At 34.3% G+C, this 26,022-nt stretch carries 29 protein-coding genes and 1 riboswitch; of the genes, 11 read left to right on the top strand and 18 right to left on the bottom strand.

Annotation, left to right across the window (positions count from 1 at the left end; translation table 11 throughout):
- Positions 1-79 precede the first annotated feature (79 nt).
- The 4 genes from NX902_RS13845 to NX902_RS13860 all read left to right on the top strand — a co-directional run bounded on the left by NX902_RS13845 (position 80) and on the right by NX902_RS13860 (position 1,699).
- The gene (locus tag NX902_RS13845; RefSeq protein WP_095333728.1) at positions 80-403 is read left to right on the top strand and encodes an ArsR/SmtB family transcription factor; all 324 of its coding nucleotides are present in this window, start codon (positions 80-82) and stop codon (positions 401-403) included.
- Between the two features lie 28 nt (positions 404-431).
- Entirely contained in the window at positions 432-662 is a 231-nt protein-coding gene (locus NX902_RS13850; RefSeq protein WP_341160788.1) for a hypothetical protein, read from the top strand.
- 12 nt (positions 663-674) lie between these two features.
- Complete coding sequence (locus NX902_RS13855) at positions 675-902, top strand: hypothetical protein (RefSeq protein ID WP_095333725.1); 228 nt, start codon at positions 675-677, stop codon at positions 900-902.
- A gap of 92 nt (positions 903-994) precedes the next feature.
- Complete coding sequence (locus NX902_RS13860) at positions 995-1,699, top strand: DUF3298 and DUF4163 domain-containing protein (protein ID WP_123257793.1); 705 nt, start codon at positions 995-997, stop codon at positions 1,697-1,699.
- A 199-nt stretch (positions 1,700-1,898) separates the two neighbouring features.
- Here the strand turns inward: NX902_RS13860 and NX902_RS13865 are convergent, their stop codons facing one another.
- Positions 1,899-2,417 (bottom strand): HAD family hydrolase, encoded by a 519-nt coding sequence (locus NX902_RS13865; protein WP_095333722.1) that lies wholly within the window; start codon positions 2,415-2,417, stop codon positions 1,899-1,901.
- Positions 2,418-2,685: 268 nt separating this feature from the next.
- Here NX902_RS13865 and NX902_RS13870 point away from each other — a divergent pair, with 268 nt between their 5' ends.
- Positions 2,686-3,009: a hypothetical protein gene (locus NX902_RS13870; protein ID WP_047940501.1), complete on the top strand. Its 324-nt coding sequence runs from the start codon at positions 2,686-2,688 to the stop codon at positions 3,007-3,009.
- A 56-nt stretch (positions 3,010-3,065) separates the two neighbouring features.
- Here the strand turns inward: NX902_RS13870 and NX902_RS13875 are convergent, their stop codons facing one another.
- Positions 3,066-3,233 carry a hypothetical protein gene (locus NX902_RS13875; RefSeq protein ID WP_164463641.1) on the bottom strand — a complete coding sequence of 56 codons (168 nt, stop codon included), beginning with the start codon at positions 3,231-3,233 and terminating at the stop codon, positions 3,066-3,068.
- A gap of 201 nt (positions 3,234-3,434) precedes the next feature.
- On the opposite strand from NX902_RS13875, the gene NX902_RS13880 reads away from it, so the two are divergent.
- From NX902_RS13880 to NX902_RS13895, 4 genes are all read left to right on the top strand, one after another.
- Complete coding sequence (locus NX902_RS13880) at positions 3,435-3,617, top strand: hypothetical protein (RefSeq protein ID WP_095333720.1); 183 nt, start codon at positions 3,435-3,437, stop codon at positions 3,615-3,617.
- A 102-nt stretch (positions 3,618-3,719) separates the two neighbouring features.
- Positions 3,720-4,595 (top strand): LysR family transcriptional regulator, encoded by an 876-nt coding sequence (locus NX902_RS13885; RefSeq protein WP_095333719.1) that lies wholly within the window; start codon positions 3,720-3,722, stop codon positions 4,593-4,595.
- Positions 4,596-4,739: 144 nt separating this feature from the next.
- On the top strand, positions 4,740-5,120 hold the full coding sequence (locus NX902_RS13890; RefSeq protein WP_235850352.1) for a CidA/LrgA family protein: 381 nt from the start codon (positions 4,740-4,742) through the stop codon (positions 5,118-5,120).
- Complete coding sequence (locus NX902_RS13895) at positions 5,117-5,809, top strand: LrgB family protein (RefSeq protein WP_095333716.1); 693 nt, start codon at positions 5,117-5,119, stop codon at positions 5,807-5,809. The genes NX902_RS13890 and NX902_RS13895 overlap by 4 nt, the downstream gene beginning before the upstream one ends.
- Before the next feature lie 411 nt (positions 5,810-6,220).
- On the opposite strand, the gene NX902_RS13900 is transcribed toward NX902_RS13895, so the two are convergent.
- Positions 6,221-6,424, bottom strand: coding sequence for a cold-inducible protein YdjO-related protein (locus tag NX902_RS13900; RefSeq protein ID WP_171510321.1), 204 nt, complete (start codon positions 6,422-6,424; stop codon positions 6,221-6,223).
- Between the two features lie 429 nt (positions 6,425-6,853).
- On the opposite strand from NX902_RS13900, the gene NX902_RS13905 reads away from it, so the two are divergent.
- Entirely contained in the window at positions 6,854-7,141 is a 288-nt protein-coding gene (locus NX902_RS13905; protein ID WP_095333715.1) for a DUF6509 family protein, read from the top strand.
- A 70-nt stretch (positions 7,142-7,211) separates the two neighbouring features.
- On the opposite strand, the gene NX902_RS13910 is transcribed toward NX902_RS13905, so the two are convergent.
- The 11 genes from NX902_RS13910 to ku all read right to left on the bottom strand — a co-directional run bounded on the left by NX902_RS13910 (position 7,212) and on the right by ku (position 19,037).
- Complete coding sequence (locus NX902_RS13910) at positions 7,212-7,607, bottom strand: cytosolic protein (RefSeq protein WP_123257794.1); 396 nt, start codon at positions 7,605-7,607, stop codon at positions 7,212-7,214.
- 206 nt (positions 7,608-7,813) lie between these two features.
- Positions 7,814-8,014, bottom strand: a complete 201-nt coding sequence (locus tag NX902_RS13915) for a cold-shock protein (RefSeq protein ID WP_047940491.1) — start codon at positions 8,012-8,014, stop codon at positions 7,814-7,816.
- Positions 8,015-8,171: 157 nt separating this feature from the next.
- Positions 8,172-9,629: a DEAD/DEAH box helicase gene (locus NX902_RS13920; protein ID WP_341160789.1), complete on the bottom strand. Its 1,458-nt coding sequence runs from the start codon at positions 9,627-9,629 to the stop codon at positions 8,172-8,174.
- Positions 9,630-10,126: 497 nt separating this feature from the next.
- Complete coding sequence (locus NX902_RS13925) at positions 10,127-10,327, bottom strand: cold-shock protein (protein ID WP_016203922.1); 201 nt, start codon at positions 10,325-10,327, stop codon at positions 10,127-10,129.
- A 259-nt stretch (positions 10,328-10,586) separates the two neighbouring features.
- Complete coding sequence (locus NX902_RS13930) at positions 10,587-11,429, bottom strand: bifunctional 5,10-methylenetetrahydrofolate dehydrogenase/5,10-methenyltetrahydrofolate cyclohydrolase (protein WP_095333712.1); 843 nt, start codon at positions 11,427-11,429, stop codon at positions 10,587-10,589.
- 41 nt (positions 11,430-11,470) lie between these two features.
- A riboswitch (ZMP/ZTP riboswitch) is annotated at positions 11,471-11,554 on the bottom strand.
- Positions 11,555-12,325: 771 nt separating this feature from the next.
- A complete protein-coding gene (locus NX902_RS13935) occupies positions 12,326-13,951 on the bottom strand; it encodes a glycerol-3-phosphate dehydrogenase/oxidase (protein WP_095333772.1) in 1,626 nt (541 codons plus the stop codon).
- Between the two features lie 295 nt (positions 13,952-14,246).
- Positions 14,247-15,737: a glycerol kinase GlpK gene (glpK, locus tag NX902_RS13940; protein WP_095333711.1), complete on the bottom strand. Its 1,491-nt coding sequence runs from the start codon at positions 15,735-15,737 to the stop codon at positions 14,247-14,249.
- Positions 15,738-15,764: 27 nt separating this feature from the next.
- Positions 15,765-16,583, bottom strand: coding sequence for an MIP/aquaporin family protein (locus NX902_RS13945; protein WP_047940487.1), 819 nt, complete (start codon positions 16,581-16,583; stop codon positions 15,765-15,767).
- A gap of 288 nt (positions 16,584-16,871) precedes the next feature.
- Positions 16,872-17,417: a glycerol-3-phosphate responsive antiterminator gene (locus NX902_RS13950; protein WP_095333709.1), complete on the bottom strand. Its 546-nt coding sequence runs from the start codon at positions 17,415-17,417 to the stop codon at positions 16,872-16,874.
- Between the two features lie 62 nt (positions 17,418-17,479).
- Positions 17,480-18,127: a phosphatase PAP2 family protein gene (locus NX902_RS13955; RefSeq protein WP_095333707.1), complete on the bottom strand. Its 648-nt coding sequence runs from the start codon at positions 18,125-18,127 to the stop codon at positions 17,480-17,482.
- 76 nt (positions 18,128-18,203) lie between these two features.
- Entirely contained in the window at positions 18,204-19,037 is an 834-nt protein-coding gene (ku, locus tag NX902_RS13960) for a non-homologous end joining protein Ku (protein ID WP_095333706.1), read from the bottom strand.
- 187 nt (positions 19,038-19,224) lie between these two features.
- On the opposite strand from ku, the gene ligD reads away from it, so the two are divergent.
- Entirely contained in the window at positions 19,225-20,454 is a 1,230-nt protein-coding gene (ligD, locus tag NX902_RS13965; RefSeq protein ID WP_095333705.1) for a DNA ligase D, read from the top strand.
- A 127-nt stretch (positions 20,455-20,581) separates the two neighbouring features.
- Here the strand turns inward: ligD and NX902_RS13970 are convergent, their stop codons facing one another.
- The 4 genes from NX902_RS13970 to NX902_RS13985 all read right to left on the bottom strand — a co-directional run bounded on the left by NX902_RS13970 (position 20,582) and on the right by NX902_RS13985 (position 25,857).
- Entirely contained in the window at positions 20,582-21,511 is a 930-nt protein-coding gene (locus NX902_RS13970) for an ATP-dependent DNA ligase (protein ID WP_095333703.1), read from the bottom strand.
- A 253-nt stretch (positions 21,512-21,764) separates the two neighbouring features.
- A complete protein-coding gene (gene dapF, locus NX902_RS13975) occupies positions 21,765-22,751 on the bottom strand; it encodes a diaminopimelate epimerase (RefSeq protein ID WP_095333701.1) in 987 nt (328 codons plus the stop codon).
- Positions 22,752-22,885: 134 nt separating this feature from the next.
- Positions 22,886-24,127 (bottom strand): EAL and HDOD domain-containing protein, encoded by a 1,242-nt coding sequence (locus NX902_RS13980; RefSeq protein WP_095333700.1) that lies wholly within the window; start codon positions 24,125-24,127, stop codon positions 22,886-22,888.
- A gap of 431 nt (positions 24,128-24,558) precedes the next feature.
- Entirely contained in the window at positions 24,559-25,857 is a 1,299-nt protein-coding gene (locus NX902_RS13985; RefSeq protein WP_095333698.1) for an NCS2 family permease, read from the bottom strand.
- Between the last annotated feature and the right edge of the window lie 165 nt (positions 25,858-26,022).

Here is a 26,022-nt window from a genome sequence, read left to right on the forward strand (position 1 = left end):
CACTTTCTGTCTATTGTTTGCAAAATATACGCAAATATCTACTTGCCTTTCTTTTATACCTGTAATATTATTATTACATATGAAACATATAAAAAACGGAGACAAATTACTACTTATTCTTGAATCATTATCAAACCCATATCGTTTGAAAATTATCGCTATCTTGAAAAATGAAAAGAAATATGTCAGCCAACTAGCTAGAGAACTTGGAATAAGTAGACCTTTATTATATTTGCATCTTCAAAAATTAGAAAATGCCGAGTTAATTAAAGGGCATCATGAAATTTCTGAAGATGGAAAAGCAATGAAGTATTATGCGTTAATTCCCTTTTCTCTTCCTTTATCAGAGGAATTAATTGCAGACCTGGCTGACAGTGTCACGATTAAGAAAAGAAAGGAGTAAACCAAAAATTATTTCAGGAGGGAACGAAATGCAAGTATTCAGTGTGATCAATCTCTTTATCGTCAGTATTCCTATTCTAATTGTGCTTGGTTTCATATTTTATATAGCAAGATATATGAAAAGAGCGGAAACGCGCGCAGATGAAAAGTTGAACTTAGAAAGAGAAAATATAGCCTATCAAAAGGAACAAATAGAAGCACTAAACAAAGTGAAAGAAAGAATTGTAAACATCGAAAAATTGTTAAATGAGACAAATTAAAGGAGATAAATGATGAGCGATCTTTTATTACTTTTACCAACTCTACTCCTTTACATCTTCATCCCAGCTTTGCTGATTTTTATCTTAGTACAATTTCTAAAACGAAAAGAAGCGAGAGCAATAGAAAGATTAAAGGTAGAAAAAGATAGCCTTTCCATACATAAACAGCAAATGACCATTATTAATGACTTAAATAAACAACTTTATTCGATTGAAAAAATGCTAAAAGATGTAGAATAATCTACACCTTTTAGCATTTTTTTTATATCCATACATTATACACTCAAAAAAGGGAAAAATAGCATGAAGACTAGAAAGGAATGAAGTGATGTATGAAAAGACAAACATATATATTGGTACCATTTATTATTATGTTAATCCTGATAACCTTTGTTCAACCTATATCTACAGTTGCCATTAAATCACCAAATGTTGTTATGACAAAACAATATAAAAATATTGAAAAACTAAAATATCCATTTCTAGTTAGTGCCCCTAACAACAAAGCGCAGAATAGTGTAAACAAAATCTTATTACAACATATAAAAGCATCGTATAATCAATACATAAAGTTAATGAAAGAAATGGAAAAACTCAAAAAAGAATCGATCTGTAAAGAATCAGCATCTGCCTGTCAGTTCGAATACATAACCAACTATCAAGTGAAATACAACCAAAATAATAAATTAAGCATTTTATTTTCTGACTATCAATTTACTGGGGGAGCACATGGAAATACGGTGATAACAACCTATAATTTCGACCTCAAATCAGGAAAGCTATTAACATTGGATGACTTTCTACCTTCCAAGGAACATTATGGCAAAGTAACAACTTATGCAATAGCATATATGAAAAAACACCCAGAAATATTTTTCGCAGATCCAGAAGAATTCACGGATTTTAAAGTGACAAACGAAACGAATTTCTATTTAGCAGACAACGGAATTGTACTCATTTTCCAGCAATACGAAGTTGCCCCGTACGCTTCTGGCAATCCATCGATATTCATTCCGGCATCTGTACTCTCTAAATAAGTTAATTTAAAAAGTAAAAAGGTGCATTATTAAGTATTGCTCGAAGGGAAAAGCAACATCATCCGAAAAGACTTATTATGAAAAAGCTATTACAGAAACGTTATTTTTATAGCTAATTAAAAACACGGATAATTATAGAAGCTCGTTTGCAGGCTTTTATTAATTATTCGTGTTCGTCTTTTTATTGAATATTCAACTGCTATTTGTCTTTATTTTTTCTTTGTCTTTCTATTTCTGCTTGTAGGCGCCCTTCAGGAGCGAAATCTTTTTCCCAATTTGGCGGCTTAATAATTTTGCCATCTTCTTCTCTAAATCTTGGTTTACCATCTTCAAACAGCTTGCCCATATTTGCTTCTTGAACAATTTGGAAGAGTGAAAATGGTTCTACACCGGCAATGACAAAACTTCCTTGATTAAAATATTCTACATCCGTTAAAGCATCCATTTGTGCTACTAATTTATCGTCAACGGGTTTCTTTTCTGTAAGTATTTTATCAGCAGCTTTATTTAATCCCTTTAAAAACTGCTCATATAACGCTTTAAATTTACTTTCGTCCCCTTCTGCTGTTGCATATAAAAATTCTACTAACTCTTCTCCAGTCCAAACGGCTCGATTAACAGCTGTTTTTTCTGCGATTGCAGTAGGTTCTGTAGCTACTTCGTGTCCAAATGCTTCATGAAATTTTTTTACCATATGATACATTGTATTATTATCCATTATTACTCCTTCTCACAACTTCTGCCATTTCTTTCAATTAGATTAAGAAATGCTGATTTAATTAATCATAAATATTGTACCATTAGATTCCCTGTTTTGCAGGGGATTCGATTAATTTTAAAAAATTCCACAGCAAAAATCGTCTATTTCTTTTATATAACACCTTTAAAATACTATTATAATAATCTTTTTCAAATAGTGAAAAAACACTAATTTACTACAGTTTAATAGCCTGTTATAATACTAGAGGGAAAGAGGTGTTTAATCAATGGAGATATTTAGTATTCAAGAATTAGAAAAAGTAATACGTCATGTCGAAATTGAAGGACAAGGGGGAATTTTTCAAGAAGAAACAGGGAAACAACCTAAAGATTATCCGAAGGAATTCCTTGGTCGTATTGTTAATTACATTACCGATAATCAGTTAATTAAAAAAATCCAGAAATTAACCGATGATGAAGCACTTCACTTATTTGTAAAATCAGTATACGTTGTCTGTATTAAGGATTTACATAGCGCTGATGATATCCAAGAACAAGATCTTGTACAAAAAGTTTTTTCAGATTATTTAAAAGAAACATCGATGGCCTAATAATATATAAGTATATTTTGCAACATAACAAAGACTAGGATGGATTTCACCCTAGTCTATTTTTTCTCTATTTGTTCTCTTGATTGAATACGGTAAATATTACTGTATATAAGCTCTGTCGGATTTTTTTTGTATAATTTTTCATATTTTTTGTGGGCAATTAAGTTATCTTTCCAATTACGAGGAAAGACGATTTTCTCTTTTAATTCGTGAAAAATACTCATGATGTTCCCACCTTTTCAAAATGATAATCTATGTATACCCACCTATATTCCTTCTTTAAACCTAATATTCTTATCCATTTTTATATTTTTAGTGTAAAAGTATTTTTTGCTAAAAAGAATCACACAATAGTTGTACTTCCCTTCTTCTTTGCGTAAAATAAATAAATAGTTATCTATTTTTTAAAGGACAGGAAGTTAATTATGACAAAATTCGGTTGGGTTTTAACGTTGGTTGGGTTTCTTGCAATCTTAAGTAGTATTCTTTATCCACTTGATGTTATTAGTAAGCAAACGGTCTTGATTCTTCTTTTCGGAGGAGCTGGAACTATGTTTGTTGGTTCAATGATTAGAAACTTATCCCTTCTAAAAAAAATCCCTAAATAACTGGATGGAAAAGGGGTTAAAGCTAATGTCCATTTCCATCCAGTCACAAGGCTGTCTCTATGATAGGGACAGCCCTTTTCAATCATAAAAGGAGGAAAAATAATGGAAATTAGACAGCTACATTACTTCGTGGAAGTGGTGAAACAAAAGAATATGACAAAAGCCTCAGACAAGCTTCATATTTCACAGCCTGCGCTAAGTAAAGCAATCAAAAGCTTAGAAGCCGAGATTGGTTTAACCCTAATTCACCGCTCCAATAAAACCCATGAGCTTACAGATGCAGGGTCAGTCGTATATGAATATGGGCAAAAAATTATTGCACAAGTGGAAGAAATGTCATCTACCCTGCACGATATGACCAATTTAACTAGAGGAAATATTAATATTGGCCTTCCGCCAATCATCGGAAGCTTATTCTTCCCAAAAATAATCGCCGCATTTCATAAAGCATATCCAAATATCCAAATAAATATAAAAGAATATGGTGCGGCAAAAGTTGTTAAAAGTGTCGAAGAGGGTGAATTTGAAATGGGTGTCGCTGTACTTCCCTTAGCAGATGAAGCTTTTAACATCTTCCCACTTGTAAAGGAAGAAATGAAATTAATTGTACCTGTATCTCATCGGTTTGCAAATAGACAAAAGGTGCAAATGAAAGAATTAAAAGAAGAAGAATTTATTTTTTACAGTGAAGAATTTGCCTTATATGAAATTATGCGCAAAAAATTTATCCAAGAAGGATTTGAGCCAAATATTATCTTCAAAAGCTCCCAGTGGGACTTTATGGTTGAGATTGTGGCAGCAAATCTAGGAATTTCAATCCTCCCCGAATCAATATGTAATCGAGCAAATAATAATCAAGTTCGCTTTGTTGACTTAGAGCCTATTACCAATTGGGAACTAGTCATCATTACGAAAAAGGATCGCTATTTATCCGTTGCTAGCAGAAGATTCATTGACTTTGTTCTTAACAATGAATAAAGTCCATATATCTTCTAATATCATTATAACTATTAGTTATATTAACTATAATTACTATGTATTTTACGAATAACTAAGTTAAGCGTATGATATTCATATACGAAAGAGATGGAAGATTTCATTCCATCAAATGAATATCAGAAGGTGATCTCATTGAAGAATATAGTGATAATTGCTGGGCAAATCATATTCCTTCATGTTTTTCTTTTTATCGGGATGGGAATTAAAATGATTGTTACAATACCAATTCCTGCTTCAATGATTGGATTAATAATTCTTTTTATTGGTTTAAAGCTTAAATTAGTGAAAGTGGAATGGGTAGAAAAAGGGGCAGCTTGGCTGCTTGCAGAATTGTTGTTATTTTTTATTCCATCAGCTGTTGGAATTGTTAATTACAACGAAATTTTAAATATAAAAGGAATTGAAACAGTCTTACTAATTGCAATAAGCACATTTTTTGTTATGGGGGCTACAGGTTTTACTGCTGAAAAAATATATAACAGAAAGAGACGTTTTAGCAAATGATCAAAATTATAATTCTTACCATTATTACTTATGTGCTTTATCGAATAGCAAAAGCATGTTATAAAAAATATAATATGCCGCTATTTCACCCATTGTTAGTTACCCCTATCTTGCTGATCTTATTTATTACTGTTTTTCATATTCCAGCAACGACTTATATGGAATCAGCCCAGCCATTAACCCATTTATTGGGTCCGGCGACTATCGCTTTTGCTGTTCCTATTTATAAAAATTTACATTTATTAAAAAAGCATTTTTCCATTATTATTGTCAGTGTAACAACAGGCACATTAGTTGCCATCTTTTCATCCTATTTATTATCTATTTTGATTCGCTTAAACAATGATTTTATTATGAGTATTTTACCACGTTCCATAACTACCCCTATTGCTATTGTTGTTTCAGAAGAAATCGGTGGTTTGCCAACATTAACAACGATATTCGTCATTATAACAGGGGTTCTTGGAGGAATTATAGGTCCATATGCAATAAAATGGCTATCCCTTCGTTCTCCCATTGCAAAGGGCCTAGCGCTTGGAATGGGAGCGCATGGAGTTGGAACATCAAAAGCAATGGAATTTGGTGAACAAGAAGCGACCTTCTCGACATTAGCCATGATATTAGCAGCGTGGATTACTGTCCTATGGGGTACATCCTTAATTCCATTAATGCTTAATTTGACTGTATAATTAAGCAAGTTTTTGGTACAAGAAATAAATTTTAGCTTCGCTATTACTATCGCAGCCTTCATACACTTCACATGATAAGCGAAGTGTATGAAGGCTGCACTCTTTTTCCAACTAAAAAAGTTTTATCGATTTAGTATTAAAAATGAAAAAATGGTGCTAGAGACACTCTCCTGGCTTTAGGAGTCTAGGTGTCTCTAGCACCATAGTGTATATGATAAAAATGATCCAAAGAGCTCAAACAAAAATGTTTGCATTTATATATTTATTTGCGTTTATTTTAAGCTGGAATATATTTAAGCCCCAGCTTAAAATAAACGCAAATAAAAAAATCTCCATCGGTGGATAAGACCTCACAAGATTATCCACCTGGAAAATCTTGTGAGGTCCATCCTATTTTGGAAAATTCCTTTTTTATTTTGAATATATACTATTATTATTAACCACTTGAAGCTCTCTAGTTGTTTTTACCATGTCACTTCCGCAGATTGGGCACTTTGGTGTCTCACTGCTTTTAAAATTATCACGGATCCAACATTTACACGTATCTGATGTACAATCCCAAACCACCACTTCTTCTTTAACAATTTCTTCATTATTTCTTCTACCAAATCCCATTGCCAAATGAAGCACCTCCAGGAAGCTAATTATTTGTTAAAACTTTAGTTTTCCATCTCTGTTCATAAAAAGTAAAACATTACTTCTACAAACTCATTCATGAACTACAAAACGAAAGTCTTAACAGGATAAAATAAAAAACACTTGTAAACCAGAGAAAAACATAAAAAATCCCTAAACAAGTGTAAACAAAAAATATAATCTAAAAACTAATATTAAATATACCATATACTAATAAAAATGTCAAACAGTTTATTATGCCATACTTTCTACCTCCAATGCAAATATTATTTTAAAAACTACTTTATTTTTTTAAAATCGATTCGCCCCCTAAAAGGAATACAATTAGCTATTCTGACTTTAATATGATATTATTTTCAAAGTAAAAGTACTATAATATTGTTTTGAATTTATTGGAGGTTTATAATAGTGAACATTAAAGAATATACAGTTGAGGAAATTAAAGATCCTACCGGCATCCTTGCTGGCCAGCGTTTTGAATTTTTCCTTACTGTTGAGTTTGATGAGGAAGATGAATTAGCAAATGAAGATCATTTACAAATAAAAATCTTATTTTCTGTGGACGACAATGGTTCCCATATATTGAATTATCATTTTTATGATAGCTTAGAAAATAAATATTTGGATTATGGTTTAGAGGAAGATGAATTAGCAGAAATACAAGCATTTTGCAAGCAACATTATTTAGAGGATTAATATTAAACCAATTCCGTTCAAATGGAATTAAGCTAATAAAGCTGGAGAAAATAATCTCCAGCTTTTCTCTTTATACTTCTACCAATTTTCCATCCTCTACAATATGGTGCATTAAATGAGCCAGATAGTGAATAGGACCAAAGTCTTCTTCTTCCTCTTCTTCGCCTTCTTCATACTGGAGATCATTTAGGTGCAGGGCAACAAATTGATAAAAATCTTTTAATTGAAAACTAAAGCATGCTGTTGGTTCTTCCTTTTCTTCTTCATATTGCAGGACTAAGTATGATTCTTTACCTTGTTCGTCTTCAGCGTCAAAATATATAAAGAATCCGATATTTGTATCTAATTCAAATAATTGACGTGTACCGCCACTGGTAACACGATTAAAATCATCTTCACTTAGTTTTTGCACAATCATTTGGTCTACTCCATCTTCTACATGAAAATTCACCGTAAATTCTTTCATGTTATGCACCTCTTTCTTTCTCTATATCATTTAACAGATCAAAACAAACTGAACTTTAAACCCAATATGAATCACAACTGCATGATCCGCTAAGAAACAAACATCAAGCAAATTCATTTAGGCTTGATGAAAGTATTCTTTCTTATTTTATCCAAATAGCATTCATTTAGCAAAAAAAAGAGCCCCGTAGGACTCTTCCTTACATTTTATAGTTTTGTTACATTAACAGCCTGTGGTCCGCGGCTGCCTTCTTCTATATCAAAATTAACTTCTTGACCTTCGTCTAAAGTTTTGAATCCTTCTGTTTGGATCGCAGAATAATGAACAAATACATCTTCTCCGCCATCTACTTCGATAAATCCAAAGCCTTTTTCTGAATTAAACCATTTTACTTTACCTGTTGCCATTTTTTTATTGCCTCCTAGATTTAAATAACAAGGATATATCCTATCCTTCATTTACCTAGTTTCCCCAATTTATTTCATTTAAAACGTTGAAACATCAAATACCAATATTTTCTTCCAAATAAAAGGGAAACCACGGTATAAAGTAAGCTATAAACGATTACTTACTTCTGTTACGACTTCTAGGTCTTCTATCACCAGAAGAGTTCGGGCGTTTTCTATCATAGCTGCCGCGTTCTCCCCCACGATCAGAACGACGTCTGCGATTACCGCCGCCAGATCGGTTATCTTTTTTCTTTGAACGCAATGGCTCAACAGCCGTTAATTTAACTGGTGTAGCATCTGGCTCTTTTGTAAGAAGCTTTAATGCTGCTGCAAGAAGTGTTACAGAATCTGTTTCTTCTAATAAGCCTTCTGCAACTCGCTTATACTCTGCATAGTCATTTTCTTCAATAGTTTTTGCAATTTTACTAATTGTTGCTTGTTGGTTTCCAGCTAACACATCTGTTAGAGAAGGAATTGGCTTTTTCGTCATTGATTTCTTCGTAACATTTTCAATAATACGTAAATGATCAAGTTCTCTAGGAGATACAAATGTTACAGCTAGTCCTTTTTTACCAGCACGTCCTGTTCTACCAATTCGGTGAACATAGCTTTCTGGATCTTGTGGAATATCAAAGTTATAAACATGAGACACACCGCTAATATCAAGTCCTCTAGCTGCTACATCTGTTGCTACCATGATATCAATGCTTTGTTCCTTGAAACGGCGAATAACTTGGTCACGTTTACCTTGTGGAATATCACCGTGAATTCCTTCTGCAGAGTATCCACGTTTAATAAGGCCTTCTACCACTTCATCGACACGTCTCTTCGTACGACCAAAAACAATAGCTAGTTCAGGTGATTGAATGTCCAGCAAGCTGCATAACACATCGAATTTTTGACGCTCTTGCACTTCGATATAATGTTGCTCAATGTTTGTAACAGTCATTTCTTTTGCCTTCACTCTTACTACTTGAGGTTCAACCATAAATCTTTCTGCAAGGCTTTGAATTCTTTTCGGCATTGTTGCTGAAAACAATAATGTTTGACGAGAATCTGGCGTTTCACTTAAAATCCTTTCAATATCATCAATGAATCCCATGTTAAGCATTTCATCCGCTTCATCAAGAATAATCATTTTTAAATCTTGTAAGCGAATTGTTTTACGTTCAATATGGTCAATTAATCGACCAGGTGTAGCCGCAATAATTTCCGGCTTCTTTTTTAGCCCACGAATTTGGCGGTTAATGTCTTGCCCACCATATATTGGCAATGTACGGATTCCTTTTACAGAGCCGATACGATTTAATTCTTCTGCTACTTGGACTGCTAATTCTCTTGTTGGAGCAATTACTAGTCCTTGAACTGCTTTGCCAACCTCAATTTTCTCTAGTAAAGGCACACCAAAGGCAGTTGTTTTACCAGTACCTGTTTGAGCTTGTCCAATCATGTCCTTACCTGATAATGCAATCGGAATCGCCTGCGCCTGAATTGGTGTTGGCTCTTCAAATCCCATATTTGATAATGCTTTTTCTAAACTGCTGCTTAATTTAAAATCTGAAAAAGTTGTCAATACTTTTTCCTCCTTGTTATTGTACTCCGTTGATTGATATTCCTTAGAATATAGGGCCAGAAATGTCGTAGGATAGGATCTTTATCATTTTAAATGAATGGATTCCACTAATTTTAGCGCATGATTACTCTTATATAGACCTTAAAACACCGCCCTATTATTAGGGACATTATTTGTTTAGAAAATACCAACCTAGAGTGTATTGTTTTATTTTGTTATAAATATATACTCTCCATTTTATTTCACTTTTTTTCATTTTCCAAAACATTAAGGTAAATAGGATCAATTAAAAGCCTGCATACCATACTTTAGTGGGAAATTATGTGGTTTTTTAACGGATGAATATAATGAAGTTGATGGAGAATTTTTATCTAAATGCCAATCTAAGCCATTTATTTTCGTTATTCTTCCTTTCACTGAAAAACAAAGCTTTATGTGAAACATCATTAAAAAAGGTGATGCATTTTGAAAGGCATCACCTTTTTTTGTTTTTTTTATTAAGCTTTAGTTACGTTAGAAGCTTGTGGTCCACGGTTACCTTCAACGATTTCAAAAGTTACGTCTTGGCCTTCTTCTAAAGTTTTGAAACCTTCTGTTTGAATTGCAGAGAAGTGAACAAATACGTCTTGACCTTCAGAAGACTCGATGAATCCAAAACCTTTTTCTGCGTTAAACCATTTTACTTTACCTGTGTTCATTGTAAAACCTCCAAAAATGTGTTACACACTAAGCACCTAATATAACTTTTAGGAATCGATACGTCATTTAACATGAAAAAGCCGTAGCTGAAATGATGTAGAAGAAAATCGCCTACATACGTTGCAGCTACGACCACCTTATCCTTAAAACATATACCGAACTTAATTGCGTTACATTTATAATATAATTTTTTTGCGTTTTTGTCAATAACGTTTTCAAAACTTAAGAAATTTCATATTCTATTGTTTGATTTCATTATTACTCGATTGCTGCTTCTGCAGAATCAACCGTATGCTTTAACAGCATACTAATCGTAACTGGTCCAACTCCTCCAGGAACTGGGGTGATGGCAGAAGCTTTTTCTAAACAAGCTTCATAATCAACATCTCCAATATTGCCTTTATTATAGCCAGCATCCAAAATAACAGCACCTGGTTTAATCCATTCACCTTGAATAAAATTAGGTTTTCCAACAGCAGCAATCACAATGTCTGCCTGTTTGACATGATCTTCTAAATGAACCGTTCTCGAGTGGCAGGTTGTCACCGTTGCATCTTTATTTAAAAGCAATGCAGAAACAGGCTTCCCTAAAATCGGACTACGCCCTACTACTACAGCGTGTTTCCCATTAACTTCTATATTATAATGCTCCATAATTTTCATTATAGCTGCTGGAGTACAGGATGGATATTTACCAAATCCTAAAGCTGTTTGCCCATATCCAAAACTAGTAACACCGTCTACGTCTTTCTCAATCGCAATTGCTTCAAATGCTTTCCGTTCGTCTATATGGCTTGGAACGGGATGTTGTAAAAGAATGCCATGCACCTTTTCATCGTTATTTAATGAATGAATCGTTGCTAACAATTCTTCTGTCGTTGTTTGTTTATCTAAATGAATTTTTCTTGAATCTATGCCGAGCTTTGCACACGCATTTCCTTTCATTCGTACATACGTTGCGGATGAAGGATCATCGCCAACTAATATCGTTGCCAAGCATGGAGTAATCCCTTTTTCCTTTAAAGCACTTATTCTTCCTTTTAATTCGTCCTTTACTGCATTTGCTACTACATTTCCGTCTAAAATTAATTTTTCCGACATGTATATACCTCCTGGTAAATTATAAAAAGAAGTGCTTTATGCCCTTCTGCCCAGACGACCGGCTATACATATACACAGCTCCCATATGGTTATTTCCATTTATGTCGTCAGTCACTATGTATTGATAAGTTCATTTGTATCATATCATAGCTCCCTTTTAAAGAAAATAATCTTCCCATTATTTTCTTATAATAATAGAGGAAAGTACCAGATCAGCTTTATCAAATAAAAAAGGACCTTTAAATCTGATGATCAACTCAGATTTAAAGGTCCCATTCGTGTATTCATCGATTGAATACAATTAAGCAATGCATATATTTAAGGAAATACACATCTATTAAAATGGTGTAATGCCTAAAACAACGAAAGCCCTACCTCTCTTTCATCCTTACGGTTCCTAGACCGTGCCAGTGTGAATTTAGGGTGAATTGTGCAGAACACAAAAATACATTTTCGAAAAAATAATGGAAGGATTAATCCGCATTAGGAAGGATTTAAATGTGTTTTTGAAGATAAATGGAGTGTAATTGTTTTGAATGCTATTATATAGTTGTTCCGTTTACTTATAAATTTCTTGTTACTTTACACAATAATTCTACAAAATTCTGTTAAACCTCAAATACATACAAGGAACATCTTATCGCAAAATTTGCTTATAGTCAACCATTAGTTTCCCTATTTTTGTAAAAACATTATTTTGTGGATGGTAAAATCGTTATTCTTACTATTATCAATCTCCATTTCATACACTTAATTACCACAATTTGATCAGTGCGATTCCTGGCGTGTTGTTAGCTAGAGGCGACTGCATGAATCACATAAGCGCGGCACCTCCAGCTAACCAACCTATCATATACGTTTTAATGAGGATAGCCTTATTCCCTATTAACTTTCAATTATCCTGCGAACGGTACAGTTGCTTTGTGTATTTCCTTTTCTAGTTCGGCTGTTAAAGTATTAGTCCTTTCGACGCTCCAATCATAATATTCTGCCATGTATTCAATTACCGCATCTTTTACTTCCTTTACTTTTGCAATATCAAATAGCAGCATTCCTGTCCGTCTGAGGAGTACATCTGTCGGAGTCATTGCAAATTCATATTCCATTGCATAGTGAATTCGTGCAAGTAGGACCGGAGAAAGTTCTTCATGTTTCCCGCTTAAATCCTTCGCAAGTTCATAAAGAATAGGAGCATTACTGCCATATAGTCTTGCAATTTTTTCTGCTTCCTCTTTTAAGAGTCCTCCATTCATTCCTTTTGTTAAAATATCCTGGATATACGCAGAAAACCCTTTTGAACCACCGACATCTCCACCGGAAATTGGCATTGTCTTTGTCATACATTGTTTAAATGATTTCCCCGTCTTCTCTTGCAATCTAGCGGAAACAAGATTAACAACTGTTTCAGCCATTTTACGATAACCAGTTAATTTCCCTCCAGCAATAGTAATAAGTTTACTGTCAGACTCCCAGATTTCATCCTTTCGAGAAATTTCGGATGGATCTTTTCCATCTTCCAAAATCAACGGTCTCACTCCCGCCCAGCTTGACTCCACATCTTCTGCGGAAACAGAGATCGAAGGAAACATAAATTTAATTGCTTCTAAAAGATAATCTCTATCTTCTTTCGACATCGATGGATGAATGGGATCTTCACTATAAAAAGTATCTGTTGTCCCAACATATGTTTTGCCATCCCGCGGAATGGCAAAAACCATCCTCTTATCTGGTGTATCAAAATAAATTGCTTGTTTTAAAGGAAATACAGATTGATCAATAACTAAATGAACCCCTTTTGTCAGCTGAAGCGTTTTTCCTTTTCGGCTTCCATCAATCGTTCTTAATGTATCAACCCATGGTCCAGTTGCATTTACCACGACATTGGCATAAATGGGGTAAACCGCATTAGAGATAAGATTTCTAACTTCTACGCCTTCTATTTTACCGTTTTTATCATATAGGAAGTTCTCTACTTTCGTATAATTTATCGCCGTTGCACCACAATCAACTGCCTTTTTCATTACTTCCACAGTCAGGCGACTGTCATCTGTGCGATATTCCACATAATATCCTCCACCTTTAAGCCCATCTTTCTTAATTAATGGTTCTTTCGCAAGGGTTTCTTCTTTCGATAGCATTTTTCTTCGTTCCGACTTTTTCACTCCAGCAAGAAAATCATATACTCTTAAACCGATATTGGTGGAAAATTTACCAAACGTTCCTCCTTGGTGCAAGGGAAGTAACATCCATTCTGGTGTAGTTACATGTGGTCCATTTTCATACACCACTTCTCTCTCTTTCCCTACTTCTGCCACCATCTTCACTTCGAATTGCTTTAAATAGCGGAGACCTCCATGAACGAGCTTTGTTGATCTGCTTGAAGTTCCTGCTGAAAAGTCCTGCATTTCTACAAGTGCAACTTCCATTCCTCTTGCTGCGGCATCTAAAGCGATACCCGCTCCTGTAATGCCTCCCCCGATAACTAACACATCAAATTTATTATTCATTAACTGTTGTTGCATTTTTTCTCTACTACTTGGCTTCTTTTGCAAAGTAAAACCCTCCCTATATCTTAAAAAACTTGTTAGTTAAATAATTTCCTTACGTTATTCATTCAAAACAATTTGGTTCGTACATGATCTAAACACAAACAAAAAGAGACCACAAAGCTACATTACCAATTAAACGATAATGCTTTGTGGTCTCTCCATTTCTCCAGACAAAAAATATTAACTTGTTTTTATTATATCATATTAATCTATATATTCATAGTATTTATACTATTTTATTAAACTTTTAAACAGAAAGCTATTCCTTTTATTTAAAAGCCATCGTGGCTTTAACAGCTTTCTTCCAGCCAGTATATAATGCTTCTCTTGTCTCTTCCTCCATTTTTGGTTCGTAGGAACGATCAAGGCTCCATTGCTCCGCAATTTCCTTTTGATCTTTCCAAAAACCGACAGCTAAACCAGCAAGATAAGCTGCTCCTAATGCAGTTGTCTCATTTATAACAGGTCTTTCTACAGGAACATTTAAAATATCTCCCTGGAACTGCATAAGGAAATTATTTCGAACGGCTCCTCCGTCTGCTCGTAATGTTTTGACTTGAATATTCGAATCAGTCTCCATTGCACCCAAAACATCTTTTGTTTGATAGGCAAGTGATTCTAGTGTCGCCCGAATAAAATGCTCTTTTGTTGTCCCTCTCGTTACCCCAAACATTGCCCCGCGAACATCACTGTCCCAGTAAGGAGTCCCAAGTCCAACAAATGCTGGTACAATATAAACTCCATCTGTAGAATCTACTCTGCTTGCATAGTCTTCGCTATCTTTGGCATCTTTTATCATTCTCAATCCATCTCTTAGCCACTGGATAGCAGATCCGGCCACAAAGATGCTTCCCTCAAGCGCATAATTCACTTTTCCATCTATTCCCCATGCGATTGTTGTTAACAAGCCATGATCTGATTTTACTGCTTTTTCACCTGTGTTCATTAGCATAAAGCAGCCAGTGCCATAAGTATTTTTCGCCATTCCCGCTTCAAAACATGCCTGACCAAATAAAGCAGCCTGTTGATCTCCTGCCACTCCTGCAATTGGTATTCTATTTCCGAAGAAATGCCCTTCCACTGTATGAGCATATATTTCAGAAGATCCTTTTACTTCTGGCAGCATAGACTTTGGAACTGTTAATATTTCAAGTAATTCGTCATCCCATTTTAAATCATAGATATTAAACATTAGCGTACGTGAAGCATTTGTATAGTCTGTTACATGCGCTTTCCCACCAGATAATTTCCAGATTAGCCATGTATCAATTGTACCAAATAATAAATCCCCATTTTCCGCTTTTTGTCTTGCTCCATCCACGTGATCTAAAATCCACTTTACTTTTGTACCTGCAAAATAAGCATCAATTAAAAGTCCTGTTTTATCACGGAAAAGCTGATTATACCCTTGTGCTTTTAGTTCTTCGCAAATTTCATTTGTTTGTCTTGATTGCCACACAATAGCATTGTAGACGGGCGCCCCAGTATTTTTATCCCATACAACTGCCGTCTCCCGTTGGTTGGTGATCCCGATACCTTCTATTTGTTCCGGCTTAATATCCGATTCTGATAAAACTGTCGCAATAACTGCCAAAATAGAACCCCATATTTCATTTGCATTATGTTCAACCCAGCCTGGCTTCGGAAATATTTGTGTAAACTCTTTTTGTGCTACATGGACAATATCCCCTTTTTTATTGAAAATAATTGCTCTAGAACTTGTTGTCCCTTGGTCTAATGATAAAATAAATTTTTCCATAAAATAAAACCTCCCATTAGTAAATGATTATGCTACTTTTTTACCAATACTCTTACTTTCCCCTTTTGTCTTAAAAAATGCAAGTAATAATACAATGACAGTAATCGCTATCACAATCCAAAAGCTTGATAAGACAACCCCTTTAAAGATATACGTATAAAAAACGGCTGCTAGGGATCCACCTAGTATGGGACCAACAACTGGTATCCATGCATAGCGGAAATTCGATGATCCTTTGCCGGCAATTGGTAAAACAAAATGGGCAATTCTTGGACCAAGGTCACGTGCTGGGTTAATGGCATAGCCAGTTGTTCCCCCTAATGACATCCCAATTACAACAATAAGCAAACCTACAGCAAGCGGGTTAAGTCCCTCAGCGAAGCTATTTGCTCCAATAAACAATAACCCAAGCACTAACATAAACGTTCCTATCAATTCACTTAATATATTTCCAAAGGTATGTGGAATAGCAGGACCTGTTGAAAAGACTGCTAATTTTGCTTCCGCATCCTTTGTTGCACCCCAATGCGGGAGATAGTGTAAATATACAATACATGCACCTAAAAAAGCGCCGATCATTTGTGCCAAGATATATGGCAATACTTGATTCCAAGCAAAATCACCTGTTATTGCCAGCGCGATGGTAACTGCTGGATTTAAGTGGGCCCCACTGATACTTCCGACAGCAAATGCTCCCATCGTAACCGCCAGCCCCCAGGCAAGAGTAATCACAATCCATCCTCCCCCATTAGAGAACGCTTTCTTTAAATTCGCACCAGCTACGACTCCTCCCCCGAATATAATCAAAATCATGGTTCCAACAACTTCTCCCATAAACGCAGACATCAAAATCCCCCTTTTCCTTGTTTCACTCTGTTTTATTCTGATAATTATCTTAAAATGAAATACCCCTAAACTACCATCATACTAATATTTATTTTTAGCATAATTACAGAGTGATTGTCATTAAAACATGCAAAAAAGGAGAACACGACAGATTAAGCCACTAAAATTATGGTGACTACTGCGTGTATCTCCTTTTCTCCAACACATTAAATTAACTTGTAAGGTAATTGTAAACGCTTCCTGACAGTCTGTCAATTATTTTTATCGTTTTCACTATAAAAAAATTATTTACTTTATTTTTTGCCATAATTCTTTTTTTGAAGTAGTTATACTAGTAGCCCCTGCTTCAATTGCATTACTTATATCCTTATCCGAGCGAATCAAACCACCTGCAAGAATAGGTACATTTAAACTCTCTTTTATTTCTTTAATCATCCAAGGCATTGTTCCTGGAAGCACTTCGATATAATCAGGATGTGTTCGTTGAACTAGCTTAACGCTTTTCGCTATTGCATGACTATCAAGGAGAAATACCCTTTGGATTGCTATCACGTTTTTCTGCTTTGCTTTTAAGATAACCGATGATTTTGTAGATATAAGTCCATATGGTTTAAATTCTTGACAGATAAACTCTGTTCCAAAATCATCACTTTTTAATCCTTGGATTAAGTCAACATGATAAATCATTTTCTTATTTGCTTTTTTTGCAAGCAAACTTATATGTTTTAACTGTGAAACATGTACTTCTAAAAATACGCCAATTTCATAATCACTTTTTAAAAATGCTTCAAATTCCTTCATATTGGATGATGCTGGAATAATATGCTGATTCATTTCATTTCCCCCAAAAATATTTCATTCTTCTCCGCTTAATTATTATTCATTCTGCATTCACACTAGCGTTTCGATTTAAATTCATATAGTCGAAATGCTAATATGCAAACAGCAGAATAGGCGATACCTATTGAGTAGCCACCAACAACATCTGTTGGATAATGGACACCTAAATATACTCTGCTTGTCCCTATTAAAAGAATAAAAAAACAGGCAATTATGTAAGCCAGCACTTTCTTCCCAGTAGATTTAAGCAAATGTATACATAAGTATGCACATGAGCTGAAGAAAATTAGCGAACCCATAGAATGTCCACTTGGAAAACTATAGCCTTTTTCTATTATAACAGGCAATATATCCGGACGCTCTCTTTTAAAGAACCATTTAAGAAGTGTATTTAATAATGCACCAAAACTATTAGTTGAAATGAAAAAAATAACTAAAGCATACTTTTTCTTCCATAGTAAAAGTACTGTAATAACTAGTATCGCGGCTGCAATAAACAGACTAGATCCTAAAAAGGTAATTCTTTCAACCCATATTGTTAAATCTTCTGAAATGAATGATTGCGTAAAGTGGATGATTGTCTCGTCAAATGAAATAATATCAGAGCTCTTTACATGTCTTGCAATAATATAAAATAGCCCACTAAAAATCAGGATAATTGCTAACATTATACCGATATATTTTGATGTTATTCTTTTCTCCATGTAAATCCCTCGCTGTTATATTTTAGTGCTAGCTATTCCTAAAATAGTAAAAGCTAGCACCTTGTCTTTTTCTTTTTTAAGCTTCTTTTACAACTTTCTTTCTTGTTGTTTTTTTCTTTTTTTCCTCAGTTTTCTTAGGCTTTGTATTATCAATAGATGCTTGTAGTGCAGCCATTAAATCCATGACATTAGATTCCCTTGGCTTATCTGTGCCTGTCACTACCTCTTTGCCAGCTTTCTTCGCTTCAATCAATTCAAGAAGAGCTGTTCTGTATTCATCAGTATATTTCTCCGGAGTAAATTCTGTTGTTAATTGGTCAATTAATAAAATCGCTGTTTCCAATTCTTTTTTCTCGAGTTGATTTACTTCCGGAACATTTGGTACATCGTCCACTTTACGAACTTCATCAGGAAAATGTATGGTTTCCATTACGAGGGTATTTTCATACACCCTAATAATTGCCAGCTGCTCTTTGGAACGAATAATAATTTTCGCAATTCCAACTTTCCCTGTCTCAAGTAAAGCTTGTCTTAATAAGGCATAAGCCTTGTTCCCCCCTTCACCGGAAGACATATAATAGCATTTTTCAAAGTAAATGGGATCAATCTCTTCCATCTTCACAAAATCAATAATTTCCACTGCTTTATCTTCATTCTCTTTACGCAAATTTTCCAAGTCTTCTTCATCAAGGACAACATATTTTCCCTTTGCATATTCATATGCCTTCACGATTTCTTCTGGAGCAACTTCATTTCCACAAGCAGAACATTTTTTTTCATATTTAATCGGGGCATGACAAGCCTTATGAAGTGTTCTAAGCTTAATATCTTTATCTTCTATTGCCGAATGCAGCTTAATCGGTATGCTAACTAGTCCAAAACTTATATTTCCTTTCCACATTGTATGCATATTTATTCTCCCATCTCATTAGTTGAATGCAAAAGCAAAATTCATCATCGCTTTACTTCTATCTATTTATACATTGTGTCACCGGTTTTTTTTCATACTATTTAATTATTGGTAACAGACACTGTTCATACTTATGTACTTAAATAGTTATACTAGTAAGAGATAGTCAAATCAGGAGGATAGACAAATGCATAAAGCTGCATTTTTTATTAGTAATTATCATAAAAAAACAGACTCATTTGGTGTCAGCGTCATTGGAAATGAGAACATAATCCCTGTAGGTTCTTTTCAAAATGGCTTAAAAAGAGCAGAAAAAACAGCATTATTACAGATTATAAAAGAACATGCTATAAAGGAAGATGACAACTTTTATTTTCTAGATCCCGGAATTTGCGTAGAATTACAGTTTTCCTCTTTTCAACAGCATAGACTAAACAATCCTGTTTTTATCCAATTTTTATATAATAAAGATTGGAAAGACTGTACATTAGAGAATGTTATTGCAACAGAGTCTACGCCTATTACTCATGCTGATAAACCTCTTTTTCCCAATACCAAGATTACGAAACTTGATTATATTTTATATTTAAAAGAAGTCAGTCCATATTTACTTCCTTTTTTAGAAAATCGATTATTGACTACGATTCGATTTCCCCATGGTTTATTTGGCGAATCTTTCTATCAAAAACAATGTCCAGACTACGCTCCTTCTTATGTGGAAACATATAAAAACGAAGACATAGAATATATTGTTTGTAATAATGTAGAAACGCTTATGTGGCTCGGAAATCAATTAGCGTTTGAATTTCACATTCCTTTTGAAACAATTTATTCTAATAGCATGCCTTCTGAAATTGTCTTTGATCTAGACCCGCCTTCTGTGGAACATTTTTATATGGCTATTAAAGCTGCAAAAGTTCTGCAACAGATTTTGGAACGATTACAGCTTTTATCTTTTGTGAAAATATCAGGAAATAAAGGAATTCAGGTGTATTTACCACTTCCAGAAAGAACATTTACTTATGAAAAAGTACGTTTATTCACAGAATTTATTGCTAATTATATGATTGAGGAAAATCCAGAGCTTTTCACCATAGAACGATTAAAGAAAAACCGCAGAAACAGATTATACATTGACTACATCCAACATAGTGAAGGAAAAACAATTATCGCTCCCTATTCCATTCGCGGTAATAAAGGCGGATATGTTGCATGCCCAATTGCATGGGATGAATTAACAGAAGATCTTCATCCTAGTCAATTTTCAATGGATGTTGTATTACAAAGACTTCAAAATGGGATTCATTCTTTCGGTGGTTATTTTGAGGCAAAAGAAAAACAACCTTTCCAGCAAGTACTAGATGTGTTAACAAATATAAAAAACGAGGAAGGGACAGGAAAACATCTAAATAGATAATTGCGAAAACGAATTATCAAATCCTTGTATTTAAACATAAAGACAATAAACGCCCAAACAATGGTACGGAATTTTTTCTGTCTAATGTTTGGGCTTATTTCTAAAATACTATTAGATATGCGTGTTGTTATTCTAATGTGCATTCTTCAATGGGAATAGTGACAAATGACTCGATGACTGGATGCCTTAATGTTTTGCCTTCTGTCCATTCTAAAAAGGAGATTTTGACAGTGAGTGCTGGTCGCAGCCAGACTCCATCTTTCGCTTCCTTAAGATTAACAAAAGAACTTTCTTTTATAATGATTGGCTCAATCGCCTTGGAGACAGCAGCCCAGTCGTTTGCGGTCAATTTACTCGAACCGGCACTTCCAATATAAACCAACTGTCCTGACTCATCAAATAACCCGAGGTGGAGAGAATGAACCGTTTTATGTTTAATTGTTACTCCTCCCACTATAGCAATTAAATCCTGCTCTTTTTTTCTCTTAAGCCATCTTGCATCTTTTCCGCCCAGAACATAGGAACTGCCAAGATCCTTGCAGACGATTCCTTCCAACTGATGTTGTTGACAAACAGTGAATAAACCTTGCATATCAGCAAAATTTTCAACAAGTCGAACAACTTTCGTCTCAGCTATTTTTTCATGCAATATTTTTTGTCTTTCCAGTAACGGCTTATCTACTAACCACTGTCCATCGAGGAACAGGATATCAAAAACCATATAGGTAATGGGAATCTCTTCTTGCAGACCACTTAATCGCTCAAAATTTCTCACTCTGTCCCGTTTCATTACTTCATAAAAGGATGGTTTCCCATCCTGCAAAGCAATAACTTCCCCGTCGAGAATACAATTTTTTGCCTGTACGAAGGAACTAGTCTTTAGTAATTCAGGATATTGCTGCGTTCTTTCGTTTTTCTTTCGATTAAATAATTTTGTGTTCTCTCCATCATAGTAGGAGAGAATTCTTGTTCCATCCCACTTAACTTGAGCTATCCATTGATCCCCTTTTGGAATTGCTTCTGTTAGTAGTGGTTCAAACGGCTTTATTGGTTTCATGTCCTTTATTCCTTTTATCCTTACCATTTGCAAATGGAAAAAAATTATACAAGATTTTGTCTAGTTTTCCTCTTTTTGGCGCTCTTATCCTTGCTATTTTCCTGCTAAAAATGCAGGTTATTGTCCATTTTCTAATCATTTTAAAATCTTCTCAAGACGGTAACAAAAAGGTCAGTTCCTATTCCACATAACATAATGTTGAATAGACCTAACCTTTTCCTCCCATACTAACCAACTACTGTTCTCTGCAAATTTATTTTAAATGGTTTTCGACATATTGTTTTGCTTCTTGTTGCAGTTTTTTATATTGAACAGCTTCTTCCTCGAAATAGGACTTATTCGATACGGAAAAACTTTCCATCGCATCCCATTTAAACGATACATCAGCACGATAAACATAAGTGGCATTGCCAATTAAATCAATACGATATTGATCATTACGATGATGAACATAACAGCGGACTTTGCCTCCATTATTATACACATCTACATAGGTATTTTCTTCATTAAACCCATTTAGTATGGAAACAAGGGTTGAAGCAGACATAGCAGTTCCGCAAGCATTTGTAAAACCTACCCCTCTCTCGTATGTACGTACATAAATGTTACCTTTTTCTAATATCGATACAAAGCTAACATTTACACCGTCTGGAAAATACTCATTCGGACCATTCACATATTTACTTAATGTTTCTTGAATATCAGAATCAAGTACTGCTTTATCTACAAGTGTAATTAAATGTGGATTAGGCACAGCTAAAGCAGTAAATAATAAATCATTATTTAATCCCGGAATTTTCCCATTTATTAGTGTAGTCGATTCTACCTGTAATGGCAGGTCCTTTGTTTGAAAAGATACAGGAGATATTTCTACCAAATACGTTGGAATATTAGGATAAATATCTGCTTCGTTTTTCACCTCTAAATTAGCTTTCATTGTTTCAATCACTGCTTCCTCTACCTGAAGAAGTTCACAAACATATCGAGCGACACAACGAATCCCATTTCCACACATGGAAGCTTCGGAACCATCGGCATTAAAAACTCTCATTCTTGCATCCGCAACTTGACTAGGCATTACAAAAAGAATACCATCCGCCCCTAAAGAAGAACCTCTATTACATAACGTTTTAGCTATCTCCGTTCTTTCTTCTTCGGAAAACTGATAGGCGTCTGAAATTTCATCTATTATTAAAAAATCATTGCCACTTCCATGACATTTTGTAATTTTTATATTCATTTCATAATTCCTCCAAGCTGAATTTGTTTCTTATTTATTTTACTGTTCCTTTGTCTAACCTGCAATCAATTCTTCCTGACTAAAAAAGAGAAAACCTTAACAGCTTATAATCAAGTCGTTAAGGTTATTTCCATTCATCCATATAAATAATCATCATCTAATAGCTTCTTTGCCCATGAAATAGATTCTGCATATACTTTAAATAATTCTTTTTCTTGAATATTTAATTCTTTACAACCAAGTGCAATTCCGGGCCAGTCAGCTGTTTCTGCTGCAATGACCAATTGAAGCACGTCTTGTTGAACATTTTTCTGTCCTGATAAAGCTTGTACAATTGTTTCATCCAATGGTAGATCGGAAAGAATGCTATCCATATCCCTGTTCATAATGGTATCCATAAGAGAGAACATGCCCGTCAAAAAAAAACTTCCATATTCAATCCTTCCCGGTACAAGCTTTGCTACTGATTCGCACATTTTAGAACGTATTAAGCAATTATGCATCACTTCTAAAGAAATTCCATTCTTCCAGTCCTTTTCCCTAACTGTAAGAATATAAATCCATTTTCGAAGTTCTCTAAGCCCAATATATATAATGGCATGCTTAATACTAGTTACTTTTTGTTTTACTCCATATTCTAGTGTGTTAATTAATTTTAAAAGCTTATAGGATAAAGAAATATCCTGTTCGATCAATTTAGAAATACGGTTTATGTCTGGATTTTCATCATGTAGTAGCTCAAGAATCTTATAATACGTCGGCATATAGGTTGGCACATCATGGGAAGACATAATGAATGGTCTTGAGAAATAATAACCTTGAAAATAATGATAGCCTCTATTTCTTGCTTGTTTATACTCCGAACTTGTTTCAAGTTTTTCAGCAATTAATTCAAGATGATGCTTTTTAGCAACATCTTCTATTTCTGCTCGCACTTCTTTTGTCGTATTTTGAAAATCGACTTTAATCATATCTGCTAATCTTAGCAAAGAATAAGAGTATGGGTTACTTTTCTCAAAAATAAAATCATCTAAAGCTAGTTTGTAGCCTAATTGTTTGAGTTCTAAACAAATATCTATTATTTTTTGGCTTGGAACAACTGTTTCTAGAATTTCTATTACAATATCCCTTGGGTGAAAATATGTAGGAAGCTTAAGTTCTAATAAATTCTCCGTAAAATTAATAAAGCAAGGTTTACCATCTGATAATTTATCTATTCCAATATTAAGAAAACTATTAATAATAACATCTGTCGTTGCCTGATCACCATTCACATTGGGGAAGGAATTAATATTGTTATGTCTATAAAGTAGTTCATATCCATAAACTTCTTCGATTCGATTAAATAGTGGCTGTCTCGCCACAAAAACTTCCATTTATTTACCTCCGTCAATCTTTTTACGCTTAGTTATTGTCATTTTAATAAATTTATAAGTAGAAGGTTGTCGAACCTTGCTTGTAAGAAAATAATTTTTTCACAAAAAAATGTCATCATGAAAGTTTAAGGATTATCTAAGTTGTATTTAAAGGGAATGAAGAATAGATTCTTTGATTCTAGGACCTTGATAATAAAAATGATAGTTTATCTAGAAAAAAGAACTTTTTTGCATACTATTTTTTTAAAAGTTTTTTTGAAAAAAACGGGGAATTCTAAAAATATATAGAGCAGTCTGACATATCGTTAAATAGAGTAAAGCTGCTAAGACAAAAAGCATATACTCATACACAAACGAGTGATGTCAGACTGCTAGTGACAACTTCTGAAATAAGAAAATAACTTCAAATTTCAGAATGGACGTGTCTTAGATTAATGTGTATATTGAAGTACAAAATTAATCAAAAATAATGAGGATATGAAATACAAAGGCAGTGAAACTTCTTTCGCTTTCCCTAATGCAATCTTTAAAATCGGGTAAAGAATAAACCCAATAGCCATGCCATCTGCGATACTGTACGTAAACGGAATCATCGCAATAATAAAAAAGCTAGGAAAACTTTCACTTAAATCCTTTAAATCCAGATTTCGGATATTCTGCAGCATTAACCCTCCAATAATGATTAAAATTGGTGCAATGGCACTGTCTGGGATTAATTTAATGACAGGAATAAAAAATGCTGAACAAATAAACAGAAAACCTGTCGTTACAGCGGTTAAGCCTGTTTTCCCACCAGCAGTCATACTTGCAGAACTTTCCACAGTAGCTACCGTTGGACTTGTGCCAAATAAACTAGATAGAAAAACAGAAATAGAAGTAGCTCGAAAAGCTTTTTGAAATCGCTTAGGTTTGTTTATAAATTGAACATGATTATTGACCAATCCAATATTTTCAAACACAAGTACCATTGTAAGAGAAAATACGGCAATCCAAAAAGGAATCGTTACAAGTTTATCAAAAGACAGATGGCCGAACACACTCCTGTATTCTTGAAGGTGAATCGATTGGCTACTTCCTGCGTTTACATTGATCAGTCCAAACAGCCAAGCAATGAAAGTACCAACAATAATCGTAATCAGAAAGTTTCCCTTCACATTTCTTAAAAACAGAATAATACTTATTAAAAATGTGAGTACTGTTGCCAATACATGTAAATCATTAAAAGATCCTAAGGCAATAATTGAATTTGTTCCTCTTTCTACTATCCCGCCTTTTTCCAAACCAATTAGCATTAAAAATAGACCTAATCCAACGCTAATCGATTCTTTTAACGAAACAGGAATAGAATCACTTACAATTCTAGCTAGTTTGGTAAAAGCCACAATCATAAAGAGAATTCCAGAAACAAACACTACTGCCAACGCTTCTTGCCAGGTTAGAGCCATTGAATTTACAATGGTATAAGAAAACAAAGCATTGATACCCATACCAGGTACAAGCAAAACGGGCACATTTCCATATAAGCCCATTAAAAAACAGCCAACAACGGATGTTAAAATGGTTGCAATGATTGCTGCTTCCAATGGAATACCTGCTTCTGCTAAGATTAAGGAGTTTACTACCACGATGTATACAACAGTAAAAAACCCAATAATCCCTGCAAGTACCTCTTGTTTAATGGATGTTTGACTTTCCTTTAGCTGAAAAAATGAAAAAATATAATCTTTCATCAGATATACCTATTTAGTTGTATCCCTCTCCCTACCCGCTTCCCTATAAATACAATATAAGCATGCCAATGATTGACATGACTTTTAGCATTCAATAAGGTAGCCACAAGAAATTATGATAGCAGATTACCAATGTTTTGCCAATGTTTTTCAGGAGAAAATACT

Source organism: Niallia sp. FSL W8-0954 (genome assembly GCF_038005605.1).
Lineage (GTDB): Bacteria > Bacillota > Bacilli > Bacillales > Cytobacillaceae > Niallia > Niallia circulans_A.